This window comes from Bacillus sp. EKM420B (assembly GCF_011065565.1).
GTDB lineage: Bacteria > Bacillota > Bacilli > Bacillales > Bacillaceae > Bacillus > Bacillus velezensis.
Genome location: NZ_JAAMNX010000002.1, coordinates 452,129 through 465,340 on the forward strand (window position 1 = coordinate 452,129; position 13,212 = coordinate 465,340).

Genomic DNA, 13,212 nt, shown 5'->3' on the forward strand with positions numbered 1-13,212 from the left:
GGATTTTTTAATCTTCCTGTGACACCAGTGTTTAAAGCGCTTACAAATATAAAACAGATTGAAGTGATTGTATATTTTTGTCGAATTTTGTCATTTGAAAAGGTTAGAAATGACAGTTTAAAGCTGTATAATCGTAATTGGAAAAGATCATTGGAGGGAATGGGAATACACGGAAAGTGATATGGAGGTTATATGGGAGAATCTGCAAGCATAAAGGAAATATTCGCAATACTGAGAAAGCGTCTGCTGTTTATACTTATTATTACCGCGGCGGCATCTTCCGCAGGCGGTCTCATCAGTTTCTTCGCTCTTACGCCGGTCTATGAAAACTCAACTCAAATTTTGGTCAGCCAATCCAAAAACAATCAAAAAGAAGTCCAATTCAATGACGTTCAAACCAACCTCCAATTAATCAACACGTATAATGTCATCATCAAAAGCCCGGTCATCCTCGATGAGGTGATTAAACAGCTGCATCTGTCCATGACTTCGAAAGAGCTGGAATCGAAAATCACGGTATCCAGCGAGCAGGATTCACAAGTCGTGACGATTGCCGTTCGGGATACGGATGCTAAGCGGGCGGCCGTTATGGCAAATGCGGTTGCATCCGTTTTTCAGGACAAGATCACCGCCATCATGAACGTTGATAATGTCAGCATCCTTTCAAAGGCCGAAGCGTCGGACAGCCAGTCACCGGCAGAGCCTAACCGTAAGCTGAACATCGCGCTTGCGTTTGCCGCCGGACTTTTGGGCGGAATCGGTCTCGCCTTTTTGCTGGAACATCTGGATAATACGATCAAATCGGAAGAACAGCTGGAAGCGCTGCTCGGCATCCCGATCCTGGGAACGGTTACTTCAATCAGTACAAAAGACAGCGTTGCCAAAAACGTGAGGATGGCGGAAACCAAACAAGCGGGAGGCGGACATGTTGACGCGTAAAAAAGACAAACCCGGAAAACGAAGCGTGATTGCGATGTCTGAACCGAAATCCATCAACTCAGAACAATATCGCACGATCCGCACAAACATTGAATTTTCTTCCGTTGATACGGAGGTGAAGTCCCTTTTGATCACATCCGCCGGTCCGGAAGAAGGAAAATCGACAACCGCGGCCAACCTTGCCGTCGTATTTGCACAGCAGGGGAAAAAAGTGCTTTTAATTGATGCGGATCTGCGCAAACCGACGGTTCATTTCACCTTCAAATTGGATAACGGAACCGGATTAACGTCGCTGCTGTTAAAACAGCTGCCGTTTCAGAAAGCCGTCCTGCCGGCTGATGAAGCAAACCTGGATATTTTAACGAGCGGGCCGATCCCGCCCAATCCGGCGGAGCTTTTATCGACGGGTGCCATGAAAGATCTTCTGTCAGAAGCAGCCGCAGTTTATGATAAGGTGATTTTGGATACGCCTCCCGTTTTGGCCGTAGCCGATACGAAAATATTAGGCAGCTACACTGACGGGGCCATTATGGTGATCTCAAGCGGGAAAACGGACAAAGAAAAAGCGGCCAAGGCGAAAGAAGCGCTCGATTACTGCCCGTGCAAGCTCCTTGGGGCCGTTATGAACGGGAAGAAACAAACGAAACATTCGGACTACGCCTATTACGGACAATAATGTCACAATGGGCGCGGTCCATTCTTTTTAAGGAGGGATTGAAATATGATAGATATCCATTGTCACATCCTTCCTTCCATAGACGACGGCGCGGCGGATGATACAGAAAGCCTGAAGATGGCGAGAGAAGCGGTCAGACAGGGGATTGATACGATCATCGCGACGCCGCATCATGTGAAATACCGCTATGACACGGATCGGCATACGGTCAACGAAGCGGTCAGCCTGTTAAACAAACGTTTGAATAAGGAAGGCATTCCGCTGACTGTTCTGCCAGGCCAGGAAATCAGAATAGACGGAGATCTGCTGGCAGGTCTTCAAAGCGGCTCGCTTGCCCCGCTCCATAATACAAAGTATGTGCTGGCGGAATTTCCGGCGGATCATGTCCCGGCCTACGCTGAAAGGCTGTTTTATGAACTGCAGCTGAACGGATATGTCCCCGTCATCGCCCATCCGGAGCGGAACAGGGAAATTCGCGAAAACCCTTCCGTCCTTTACAGTCTTGTGAAGAAAGGGGCGGCCGCTCAAGTGACGGCCGGCTGCATTGCCGGAGCATTCGGGCGGAAAGCGAAATCCTTTTCGCTGCAGCTGATGGAAGCGAATTTGATCCACTTTCTCGCATCTGACGCCCATAATCTCGGACCGAGGAATTTTTATTATCAGGAGGCGCTCGGCGTTCTGAAAAAAGAAGCAGGGGCGGAGCTGATTTACATGCTTACGGAAAATGCGGCGCTTCTCGCTGAAAACAAAGCCTTTTATAAGGAACCTCCGCTGCCTGTGGCCCGCCGTAAGCGCTGGGGTCTTTTTTAATCGTCGTCTCCATCCCGTTTAAATGAAGCGTAAGCGGCTGTTTTGCAAGATGATTCGTTTATGCTTATGCTATTATCAGCGGCCGGCGCCGTTTTTTCCTATCATGGCCTCAGGCTTCCGGCATTCCGCCGGCGCCGGGATCATATGATAATAACGGTAAGCTGCCCAGCAGCAATTTCTAAACGGTTGGGGGAACACGATGAAAATAACAGTGATCGGAACAGGCTACGTCGGTCTTGTGACAGGAGTGTCTCTTTCAGAAATCGGCCATGACGTAACATGCATAGATATTGACGAACGTAAGGTTGAGCAGATGAGAAAGGGATTGTCCCCTATCTTTGAACCGGGCCTTGAAGATATGATGAAACGAAATATCGGCCGGCATCGGCTGGCATTTGAAACAAGCTACGAAAAAGGGCTTGCGGAAGCGGACGTTATTTTTATAGCGGTCGGAACGCCGCAAAAAGAAGATGGGCACGCAAACCTTACTTATATTGAAAATGTCGCCGAACGGATTGCCGAACATATTTCTAAAGATGCGATCGTCGTGACAAAAAGCACGGTTCCCGTGGGAACGAATGACAGGATCAGCGAAGTTATTCATTCACGGCTGAGAGCGGACGTGAACATTTCAATCGCCTCGAATCCGGAATTTCTCCGTGAAGGTTCGGCGATTCACGATACCTTTCACGGCGACCGCATCGTGATCGGGACGGAAGACCGGCAGACGCGGGAAACGCTTGACCGGGTTTTTGCGCCGCTTGCGATTCCGGTATATCATACGGACATCAGAAGCGCTGAGATGATCAAATATGCGTCAAACGCATTTTTAGCGGCAAAAATCAGTTTTATTAATGAAATTTCTCATATATGTGAAAAAGTCGGTGCGGATGTGGAATCAGTCGCACACGGAATGGGATTGGATAAACGGATCGGCAATCAATTCTTAAGAGCCGGCATCGGTTACGGCGGTTCCTGTTTTCCGAAGGATACAAACGCCCTCGTGCAGATCGCGGGACATGTGGAGCATGATTTTGAATTGCTGAAGTCCGTCATTAAAGTCAACAATAACCAGCAGTCCATGCTGGTTGATAAAGTGCTGAACAGGCTGGGCGGTGTGACGGGGAAAACCATCGCGTTATTAGGGCTGTCTTTTAAGCCGAATACAGATGATATGCGGGATGCCCCGTCCATTGTCATTGCGGATCGTCTGGCGGCTCTTGACGCCCGGATGACAGCGTACGATCCGATCGCTTCATTTCGGGCCTCCGAGCTGCTTCCGGCTGCGGTTTCCTATCGGGAGTCCATAGAAGAAGCCGTCAGGGGAGCGGATGCCGTCCTGATTCTGACAGATTGGGAACAAATTAAACACTTCCCGCTTGAAGCGTACAAAGAGCTGATGGAAACCCCGGTTATTTTCGACGGGAGAAACTGCCACTCGCTTGAGGAAGCGGAACAGGCGGGCGTGGAATATATTTCAATCGGAAGAAGAGCCGTCGTGCCTCAGACTGATTCTGTCACTTAAAAGGCCGGCGGTCCGCGCCGGCCTTTTATCATACAATCATTAGAGACGAAGGGGATATTAATCGTGGAAAACACATGGAAATTGCCGAAGCAAATGGAATCATCCCGCGGTCTGCTGGAAACGTCAGCACGGCCCTTTATCAAACTGCACGTCAAAAAAACTGAAACGGGACGGTATGACAGTAAAATTGCCGGAGACCCCTATTTTCCGAAACATGAACCATACCCTGAAGATGAAAGCGGCAGGCCGATGAAACTTCTCGCCCAAATCAATTTTGCGGATATACCCGGACTACCTGATTTTCCGGACACCGGCATTCTTCAGTTTTACATATCGGTCAGTGATGACGTATACGGTTTGAATTTTGACGACGGGTGCGCGCAAACGGGTTTCTGCGTCAAATATTTTGAGCATGTGACAGATCGGGAAGAGGAGCTCATGGATGATTTTTCTTTCGTTCAGGTTGAAGAGGAGTACGATTTTCCGATTCAATCCGAAGCGCTGATCACCCCTGAGCTGTCTGCTGAATGGGTGCTCCCGTCTGATTTTCAATTCAGGCAGTATGCCGGGATGGATGCCTTCGACTATTTCGAGCAGTTTGACGATGAGGTGTATGACGAATATACGGCGAACGCATTCGGCCATAAAATCGGCGGCTATGCGTCCTTCACCCAGGAAGATCCGCGGTCTTATTCCCATCAAAACCATACGATTTTGCTCTTGCAAATTGATTCAGATGATGACATTGATTCGATGTGGGGAGATGTGGGAATCGCCAATTTCTTTATCAGACCGGAAGATTTGAAGAAAAAAGATTTCTCAAACGTTTTGTACAACTGGGACTGCAGTTAACGACAGTATTAGAATCATGATACAAGGCAAAGGAGACGGTTAATCACTGTCTCCTTTTTTTAGGGAATTTATCATGGATACATAGAGGAGATCAATGAATGGATACGCTGTTTATGTGAGTCTTTTGACGTTAATGATGAGCATCTCGGCTGCTGAAAATAAGTCATTTAACCTATTTAAGCTGCTTTCTGTCTATTTTAAAATATAATATATGGAAATATAGTATGGAAAAGTCTGTGCTTTTTGTACGACTTTTTGCGTAAGACGAGGTGAAAACAGATGAGCCATTCAAGCACATTAAGCCATATTAACAGCACGATCAGCCATAAACTGGGCGAGATCGAACACCAAATTGATAAATTAAAAGAAGCGAAAAGAGAGATAGAATCTCTGCAGGAAGAGGGCGTGTCTGAAATCAGGGACATCCTCAGGCCGCACCTGGATCATCATTGGACCGGCACTTTTGCTGAAGAATTTGATGACCGGCGCGATCAGGCCCATACAGAAGCATACAGAATCGTCACAGACAAATACGACGGTTATATTTACAGAATCGGCTTAAAGATGACACAGCTTGAAATTGAAAAAGGAGGGCTCCTTGCCGCCAGAAGCATCGCGAGAGAGGCAGAGCACCTGCTGACGCTGGGAGAAGAAGCCCTTGACACGGTCGGAGAAAAAATACAATCAATCAAAAAAAGCTGGAGTTGGTTTTAATGGCAGAAATAAAACTCAAATACGGAGCCGTCATGAAGCAGCTTGAATCCGTCAGCAGCGCTTTGGAGGCCGTTTCTATCGGGAACGCCGGTTCAAACGGAAAAAACAAGCTCGACTATACCTCCAAATACCAATCACGCGAGGCAAAGCTTGTATCGATGATCAGCGAATACAAGCAGGCCGTTCATAAGAATATCGCGGACGTTAAAGACAACGTAGATTCTTTGAAGGAACAGGACGAGGCGATCGCCGTAAAATAACGAAAGAAAGGACTTGCCGATGAGCAAAGTGTTTGAATCACAATCGTTAACGGACGAAGCAGATAAGAGAAAGAAACAATACGAAGCCCTTGAAGGGCAGCTGCGTGCGCTCAAACAAGCCTTTCAAGGCGTGGCCGATCTGGGTGATGCTTTGAAAGGGAAAGGCGCAGACAATATAAAAGATTTTTTTCAGGGACAAGCGGAAATCGCCGACAGCTGGCTGACGCTTGTCTCTGCTCAAATTGCGTTTTTAAATGGCATTTCAGGTGACATTAAAGATCAAGAACTCAGCGATTCATATGTGGAGACTTCGTTTTTAGAGCATGAGCTGCCCAATGCGGATTTGAGAGCTTCAGAGATTGTCTCCGCTCATAAAGCAGAAATCGATTCGATTTTGTCTGGCATCAGCGATATTATTCATCTCGACACATATACCCTGGATGATTACGCTGATAAAATGGGCGATGCCCAGAAAACCAGACGCGACACGATCACTGCAGTCGATACGCTTGATGAATCCCTGACCGCTGAATATCAAAACTTAGAATCTCTGGACAACGCAGTGCTCAGCAAATATTCCGTTCTCATGCAGGCCACCAGCAACGGGAAAAGCGCCTCCCCTATGTACTATGACAAAAAAGCCTTCCACAGCAATGAAATCTACAAAAGCGTCATGGCGGCAGAAAAACAGGGCACGGACTATATTGACGCAAAAGCCCAGCAGGCCGAAGCAAGACGGCTTCAGGAAAAGGCTGAAGAAGAAGCCAATAAACCATGGTACGAAAAAACATGGGACGGCATCTGCAACTTTACCGGCGAAGTCACCGGCTATTATGATTATAAAAGAGCAGCCGAAGGCGTTGATCCGGTGACCGGCGAAAAACTCTCCACCGCAGAACGCATCACAGCAGGAGCGATGGCCGCCGCCGGATTCATACCGGTCGTCGGCTGGGCGGGCCGCGCTTTCAAAGGCGGAAAAGCCATTTACAAAACCGGAAAAACCGTCATTGCCGCAGAACATGCTTTAGATGCCTATAAAACCGGAAAATCCTTAGACATTCTCAAAATGACAGAAATGGGCGCATACGGCCTCGTCGCCTCAAACGGATTCTCAGAAGCCGTCACAGGCAGAGATATGTTCGGAAATAAAGTGTCTGAGGAAAAGCGGAAGCAAGGGGCACTGGAAGCTGCGCTGAGTTTGGTTGGAGCCGGCGCACTGGCGAAGCATGTAAACAAAGGCATACCGCTTGCAACCCATTCAAAAGTTCAAAAAGCTAACAAGACACTAGAAAAAGTTAAACAATTCAAAGTCCCGACAAACGTCCGCGTGTACGCAGAACGCCCAGTAACTCCGGATGGCTTCACGATCGGAATCCCGACAGTCCGGGTAGATGTAGAAAAGACGGCTGTGAAGGATCTTGGGATTGTGAAGATGGCTAGTAGCCAGTCAAAAAAACCAAAATGGTTGGAAAAACCTGAGGGGATGACTCAAAATGATTATGTTGCTCATAATGGTACTAACTACAGTAAAAAGAAACGGACTGAAGAATACAATGCTGCGCTAGCTGATAGAGAGAAGATAGTTGGAGACAATTCAAATGGATATCGTTTAAAAGAACCAACTAACTGGATGGAAGAAAGAGGTATGATACAAATAAAAGAAAGATTAAAAAGAAAATCTTGGACAGATAGAGATGGGTTTAATTGGCAATGGGATTCCCAGCATGGTAAATTAGAAAAGTGGAACCGCAGAAGAACAGAGCATTTAGGAGAGTTTGATCCTGTAACTGGTAAGCAGACGAAAAAAGGCGAGCCTTCAAGAAGATGGGATGGTTAAAACTATGGAACATGGAATCAGATTTATTAATGAATACCCTGAAATCGGTGAATTGCTTCATCGTCTATTTGTGAATAGGGAATTAGACGAATGGTACAAGAGCAAATGCGCAGAGAAAATAAAAGTACCTGATGAATTTAATCAAATAAAAGGTTTGAAAAAAATTGAAGTTAGAGATTTAAACAATCCTTCAGGAGAAATTGATATCCATTTGCAAGATCTTTCTGGGGAAAATGGTTTTCATTTAGAACAGCAAATCAATATGAAAGTATCTAAATTGGTTCCTGTTTATGTATTAGATTATAGTTATTCCCTAAGACACGATTTAATAGATGGCGCTTATGACATTGTAGGAACCGCTGAATCTTTAGAATTCATTCAGGGAACGAACTATATTAATAAAATAATGCAAGAGAAAGGGTTTATCGAACTCAGTTATTTGTATGATTACTACGATACTGTGTATGAGTGGAGTGAATTGCCACATATACAGCCTTTCAACAGGAGATTAACATTAGGAGATGCCTTGTTTACTGATGTATTAGAATTGCTATAGTTAAGAGCTTGCCGTGTTGTCATCGGCAAGTTTTTTTATTGATAGTATAACAATGTGGAGTACAAGGAGAAGCAGGATGGACAGAGACCATATTTCTCAATTGCTGCCATTAAAAATCTGTAATGGCTGGTCTGTAGTACTGAACAATTTAAGTTCAGAAAAAAGAATGCGAGAAAAATATGAATTACTAAAACTACAAAATGAAAAACGTAATGCTGTTATTAAGGTAATATTTGAAAATGATCAATACCATGTCATAGTAGCGGGCTTAAAAACAGATAAGATTTATGAAGATGAATCTTTTAATGAAATAGAACAATTATTGGAAGAGTTAGAATATCAAATCTGGACTGTGGGAAATGGGGTTTTAGAGGGTTTGCAGCAGCTAAGCCAACATGTTCCCAATTTCTTACGGCTTAAGATATCGGCGGGGTGGACTGTTGATTATATTACATTAAAAGATACTGACCCTAAAACTCTAGAGGAAAATGATGATGCTTGGTTATTTGACTTTAATCAAGATCTCCTGCAGATTTCTCATAAAACTAAGAATTTGCTGCTAGATGTAGGGTGGTACCCAGAAGGGGATCCAACCGGCAGTTATGGCATTGAACTGATAAAAAACGAAGATTGGGAAAATCCTTTAGAAGATATTATGTGTACTGAACTTAAAGAATTACTTAAACAATTGGATCTCATTTTTATGAAAGAAATGAAAAATGAATATTAATAAAAAGCAGATTATACTATTTGCTTTTTTCAATGAAGCATAAGGAGTCTTTGCTAGATCGACACACAGGACAATTGAGCGCGAAGAGAGGAAAACAAGTGAAATGAAAATACATCAAATTCACGATTTTGATCTAAAAGATGAATCAGATTTTATTCGAACACAACAATCCCTAATACATAAAATCAACCTATCCCCCGTCATCCATCCAGACTCCGTCAATACATGCGCAGGCGTCGACCTCGCCTATTGGGAGCAGGACGGGGAACCGTACGGGGTGTGCAGTATCATCGTGATTGACGCTGATACAAAAGAAGTGATTGAAAAAGTGCACAGCATGGGGAAAATCAGCGTGCCGTATGTGTCCGGTTTTCTTGCGTTTCGCGAGTTGCCGCTGATTATTGAAGCGGCCGAAAAGCTGGAGACGGAGCCGGATGTCTTCTTGTTTGATGGCAACGGGTATCTGCATTACAATCATATGGGCGTTGCCACCCATGCGGCTTTTTTTCTGGGGAAGCCGACGATTGGGATTGCGAAAACCTATCTCAAAATCAAAGGCTGCGATTTTGAGATGCCTGAAAATGAAGTCGGCGCCTACACCGATATTCTTATTGACGGCGAGGTATATGGCCGGGCGCTTCGGACGCGGCGGGACGTGAAGCCTATCTTCTTGTCTTGCGGACATAACATTGATTTAGAAAGCAGCTATCAGATCACAATGAAAATGATCAATCGAGAAAGCAGGCTGCCGATCCCTGTCCGTCTGGCTGACCTTGAAACGCATGTTTTGCGAACGTTTTATCGGAAAAATCACGTGTAACACTTGGGGCTTTAAGCCACCAAGTGTTTTTTTGTATGCCTGGTGTCCGCTTTATTAAAAACTTTGTCGTCCTTGCAGCAGGTTTTTATTTGAATGTTTTTCGCGTCAAATCGATAAATGCCTTTAATGGTGCAGACATCCACTTGTCCTTATGCCATGCTAGTTGAGTAAAAACGGGGCATTCATTCTGCCAGTTGAGTTCTTTCATCCGTCCTTCGGCAATATCGTCTCTTACTGTCATTTCAGGCAATAGTCCAATTCCGAGTCCGGCCATCACGCATTGTTTGATGGCTTCTATGCTGACGAATTCTAATTTATTAGGGTAGACTCCGGCGTCATGTAAAGTGTTCTCAAAGAGCGTGCGATATGAACAGCCGTCCTCTGTCAGCAGAAGGGTTTCGTTTTGAAGATCCTTCAATGTTACTGGTGAGTCTGCTGGAAAAGGATGGTCATTGGCGGCTACCATTTTGATTTCATCCTGAATCAGAGATTCAACGTGCAGTGCGTCTTCCGTTCGGCTCACATCCAAAATGAAAGTGATATCAAGCTGGCCCTGCAAGAGCTGTTCTTTCGCTTGTTCGTTGGAAATATACGGTTTGAATATGAGCTTTACTTGAGGAAAAGCCTGTTTGAATTCTTTTATGATAGGCGGAAGGCGGTATGTGCACTGGCTTTCCGTCGCACCGATTTTCAAGGTTCCGGTTGTTTCCCTTGCTTGATTTGCGGCCATTTTTGCTTCTTCTGTTAACGCAATGATCTTCTCCGCATAGGATTTGAACGTTTTGCCGGCTTCTGTCAGGAAAAGCCGCTTGCCGAGCCGTTCAAATAAAGGAGTCCCGATTTCTTCTTCCAGTGATTTGATCTGAGAGGTAACGCTTGATTGTGCATAGTTAAGCATCTTGGCCGTTAGGGTGAAGTTTACGTGTTCTGCTGCGGTAATAAAGGTGATCAGCTGCTTCAATTCCATTTGATCTCGCCCTTTCTAAATCGGTTTTGCCGATTGGAATAATCGAAATAATCATCTGTATTGATTGATGAATCCATTATATGATGAAGAAAATCATTCGTAAACAAAGGAGCAGATGCATCATGAAAATTGCGGTTATTAATGGCGGAACTCGTTTTGGCGGAAATACGGATATTCTTGCGGAGAAGGCTGTTCAAGGATTCGATGCGGCGCACATTCATTTGCGGAAATATCGGATCCGGCCAATTGAAGATCTGCGTCACGCCCAAGGCGGCTTTCGCCCTGTTCAAGATGACTACGATTCTATTATTGAGCGGATATTGCCGTGCGATATTCTTGTATTCGCCACCCCAATTTATTGGTTTGGCATGTCAGGGACATTAAAGCTGTTTATTGATCGCTGGTCACAGACGTTAAGAGATCCGAGATTTCCTGATTTTAAACAGCAAATGTCAGCGAAGCAGGCATATGTAACAGCAGTGGGCGGAGACCATCCAAAAATAAAGGGGCTGCCGATGATTCAGCAATTTGAACATATTTTTCATTTTATGGGGATGTCCTTTAAAGGCTATGTGCTGGGAGAAGGCAATCGTCCGGGTGATATTCTTCATGATCAACAGGCTCTGTCCGCTGCGAGCCGTTTATTGAAAAGAAGTGATGCGATATGAAGCTGCTGCTGGTTATCTCTGGTATATTGATTCTTGCACTCTTTCTAGCTTGGAAAGCGCCGACTTCTGTTTGGGTACAGGCTGAAACCAATTCGCCTCAGGTTCAGCAATCTGTGAGAATGGCAGGCACAACGCTGCAAGTCAAGCAAATCATCAAGAGTGATGCAGGCGAAGAAACTGTTGTCATATCAAACGGCATTGCGGGGCCAAAATAAAAAAGCACCTGTCCAGGTGCTTTTCTTTATAAATGAGGGATCACAAGCCCTCCATACAAAAACGCCGCGATAATCAGGAAGGCCGGATGCATCTTGAATTTTGTCAAGGCAAGGAGGGAAATCCCCGCAATCACTATCGCTTGAACCCAGCCGATCGCTTTGATGCCGTCTGCGCCGATTTGCCAGGTAAGAATGAGCATCATGACGGCGATGACAGGCTGGACGGACAGCGTCATACCTTTGATGACGGGGGATTGGCGGAAGCGCTGAATGATGCGCAAGAGGACGATCAATGCGAGCGCCGACGGTACGACGGTGGCGATCAGCGCAATCAGGAACCCGGGCCACCCGCCTGCGCTGTAGCCGACATACGCCGCGATTTTGGTTGCGATCGGGCCCGGCAATGCGTTCGCAAGTGCGAGCATATTTGAGAATTGATCGTTTGAGAGCCACCTGTATCTGTTGACGACTTCTTCAAACATCAGCGGGATCGACGCCGGTCCGCCTCCATATCCGAGTACGTTTGCGACAAAAAACGCCATAAATACATAAATCATGATCATGAGGCCGGCATTCCTTTATCTTTTGAACGTTTATTTGTGATTTTGTCCTTTAATTTAAAATGAAACGCGCCGTACGCCAAGAAAATGATAATGACAAAGCCGGGATTGATCTGTAACGTTTGCAGGCCGATAAAAGCGATGATAAAAAACAGGATGCCCGTGACCCAGCCGAAACCTTTAAGCGCTTTTTGGCCAAACTCGTACGCCATGATGCCGAGCATGACGGCGATCACCGGTGTTACGGCACCAATCATGCCGGCAACGATTGCTGAGCGGCTTAAAACATTTACAGCCGCAAACAAGCCCGCCATAGCAAGACATGTAGGCAGAATATGTGCAAGGGTTGCCGCGATTGCGCCTAACGTGCCTTTCAGCTTGAAGCCCAGATACGCAGCCATTTTTGTGGCAATCGGTCCGGGAAGCGCATTAGCGATCGCTAATATTTCTCCGAATTCATCATCATCTATCCATTTGTATTTATTGACGGCTTCATGGCGGATAAGCGGGATCACCGACGGGCCGCCTCCGAATCCGAGAATGCCCGTTCGGACCATCGCCGCCGTAATGTCCCAATAGGGATGTTTCATGGCTATGTCCTCCTTACAGCTTCATGCCCGTTCTGCTTTTATACCGTTTAATCAGCATTTGGCAGTCGACGCTGACGACGCCTTTTTGCGTATAGAGCCGTTTTGTCAAAAACTCTTCCATCTCCTGATCATTTGCGAAAATGCCGTGCATATGCAGCTTGCTCGGTCCGGTCATATGATAAAGGCTTGTCACGGCCGGCTCCTTTTCAAGCTTTAATGCGGTTTCCTCCAAATACTGCGGCTCCACCTCCACATTAAAAAACACGGACACATGACGGCCGATTTTCGCCGGGTTGATGACAGCGGTGAATTTTTCAATCACACCGGCATCCAGTAAATGCTGAATGCGGTGCTGAACCGCCACTCGCGACAGGTTAATCCGCTTTCCTAAGTCTGTATAGGAAATCCTCCCTTCCTCGTGCAAAATCGAGAGAATCTGTTTATCCGTTTCATCAAGGACAAGATTCGGAATGCTGTACTCATGTTCCAACCG

Annotated in this window: 17 protein-coding genes; 13 read left to right on the forward strand and 4 right to left on the reverse strand. The window is 45.8% G+C overall.

Translation table 11 applies throughout. The features are described from left to right. The first annotated feature begins 192 nt into the window (after positions 1 to 192). The 11 genes from G9F48_RS07295 (at position 193) to G9F48_RS07345 (ending at position 9,719) form a co-directional block, all read left to right on the forward strand. Complete coding sequence (locus G9F48_RS07295; protein WP_165409277.1) at positions 193 to 939, forward strand: YveK family protein; 747 nt, start codon at positions 193 to 195, stop codon at positions 937 to 939. After that, complete coding sequence (locus G9F48_RS07300; RefSeq protein ID WP_014305982.1) at positions 926 to 1,615, forward strand: CpsD/CapB family tyrosine-protein kinase; 690 nt, start codon at positions 926 to 928, stop codon at positions 1,613 to 1,615. The genes G9F48_RS07295 and G9F48_RS07300 overlap by 14 nt, the downstream gene beginning before the upstream one ends. Before the next feature lie 45 nt (positions 1,616 to 1,660). After that, positions 1,661 to 2,425: a tyrosine-protein phosphatase gene (locus G9F48_RS07305; protein ID WP_156735461.1), complete on the forward strand. Its 765-nt coding sequence runs from the start codon at positions 1,661 to 1,663 to the stop codon at positions 2,423 to 2,425. A gap of 199 nt (positions 2,426 to 2,624) precedes the next feature. Beyond that, positions 2,625 to 3,950 (forward strand): UDP-glucose dehydrogenase family protein, encoded by a 1,326-nt coding sequence (locus G9F48_RS07310; RefSeq protein ID WP_017418764.1) that lies wholly within the window; start codon positions 2,625 to 2,627, stop codon positions 3,948 to 3,950. 63 nt (positions 3,951 to 4,013) lie between these two features. Then, the gene (locus G9F48_RS07315; protein WP_165409278.1) at positions 4,014 to 4,802 is read left to right on the forward strand and encodes a YwqG family protein; all 789 of its coding nucleotides are present in this window, start codon (positions 4,014 to 4,016) and stop codon (positions 4,800 to 4,802) included. A 279-nt stretch (positions 4,803 to 5,081) separates the two neighbouring features. Continuing rightward, positions 5,082 to 5,516, forward strand: coding sequence for a DUF5082 family protein (locus G9F48_RS07320; RefSeq protein WP_003151273.1), 435 nt, complete (start codon positions 5,082 to 5,084; stop codon positions 5,514 to 5,516). Continuing rightward, positions 5,516 to 5,776: a YwqI/YxiC family protein gene (locus tag G9F48_RS07325; protein WP_007614257.1), complete on the forward strand. Its 261-nt coding sequence runs from the start codon at positions 5,516 to 5,518 to the stop codon at positions 5,774 to 5,776. The genes G9F48_RS07320 and G9F48_RS07325 overlap by 1 nt, the downstream gene beginning before the upstream one ends. 19 nt (positions 5,777 to 5,795) lie before the next feature. Further along, positions 5,796 to 7,613, forward strand: a complete 1,818-nt coding sequence (locus tag G9F48_RS07330; protein ID WP_165409279.1) for a T7SS effector LXG polymorphic toxin — start codon at positions 5,796 to 5,798, stop codon at positions 7,611 to 7,613. A gap of 4 nt (positions 7,614 to 7,617) precedes the next feature. Then, positions 7,618 to 8,169 (forward strand): hypothetical protein, encoded by a 552-nt coding sequence (locus G9F48_RS07335; protein WP_041482406.1) that lies wholly within the window; start codon positions 7,618 to 7,620, stop codon positions 8,167 to 8,169. Between the two features lie 76 nt (positions 8,170 to 8,245). Then, positions 8,246 to 8,899: a hypothetical protein gene (locus G9F48_RS07340; RefSeq protein ID WP_165409280.1), complete on the forward strand. Its 654-nt coding sequence runs from the start codon at positions 8,246 to 8,248 to the stop codon at positions 8,897 to 8,899. 103 nt (positions 8,900 to 9,002) lie between these two features. After that, a complete protein-coding gene (locus G9F48_RS07345; protein ID WP_156735465.1) occupies positions 9,003 to 9,719 on the forward strand; it encodes an endonuclease V in 717 nt (238 codons plus the stop codon). Between the two features lie 85 nt (positions 9,720 to 9,804). Here G9F48_RS07345 and G9F48_RS07350 read toward each other — a convergent pair whose 3' ends face one another. Further along, positions 9,805 to 10,686: a LysR family transcriptional regulator gene (locus G9F48_RS07350; RefSeq protein ID WP_165409281.1), complete on the reverse strand. Its 882-nt coding sequence runs from the start codon at positions 10,684 to 10,686 to the stop codon at positions 9,805 to 9,807. 122 nt (positions 10,687 to 10,808) lie between these two features. Between G9F48_RS07350 and G9F48_RS07355 the strand changes: the two genes are divergently transcribed. Further along, positions 10,809 to 11,354: a flavodoxin family protein gene (locus G9F48_RS07355; protein ID WP_165409282.1), complete on the forward strand. Its 546-nt coding sequence runs from the start codon at positions 10,809 to 10,811 to the stop codon at positions 11,352 to 11,354. Then, positions 11,351 to 11,569, forward strand: a complete 219-nt coding sequence (locus G9F48_RS07360) for a hypothetical protein (RefSeq protein WP_165409283.1) — start codon at positions 11,351 to 11,353, stop codon at positions 11,567 to 11,569. Before G9F48_RS07355 ends, G9F48_RS07360 begins: the two co-directional genes overlap by 4 nt. Positions 11,570 to 11,595: 26 nt before the next feature. Here G9F48_RS07360 and chrA read toward each other — a convergent pair whose 3' ends face one another. The 3 genes from chrA to G9F48_RS07375 are packed head-to-tail and all read right to left on the reverse strand — an operon-like array spanning position 11,596 to position 13,209. Further along, complete coding sequence (chrA, locus tag G9F48_RS07365) at positions 11,596 to 12,132, reverse strand: chromate resistance efflux protein ChrA (RefSeq protein WP_165409284.1); 537 nt, start codon at positions 12,130 to 12,132, stop codon at positions 11,596 to 11,598. Beyond that, positions 12,129 to 12,719: a chromate efflux transporter subunit ChrB gene (gene chrB, locus G9F48_RS07370; RefSeq protein WP_115996766.1), complete on the reverse strand. Its 591-nt coding sequence runs from the start codon at positions 12,717 to 12,719 to the stop codon at positions 12,129 to 12,131. Before chrB ends, chrA begins: the two co-directional genes overlap by 4 nt. A gap of 13 nt (positions 12,720 to 12,732) precedes the next feature. Next, a complete protein-coding gene (locus G9F48_RS07375; protein ID WP_165409285.1) occupies positions 12,733 to 13,209 on the reverse strand; it encodes an Lrp/AsnC family transcriptional regulator in 477 nt (158 codons plus the stop codon). Positions 13,210 to 13,212: the final 3 nt, after the last annotated feature.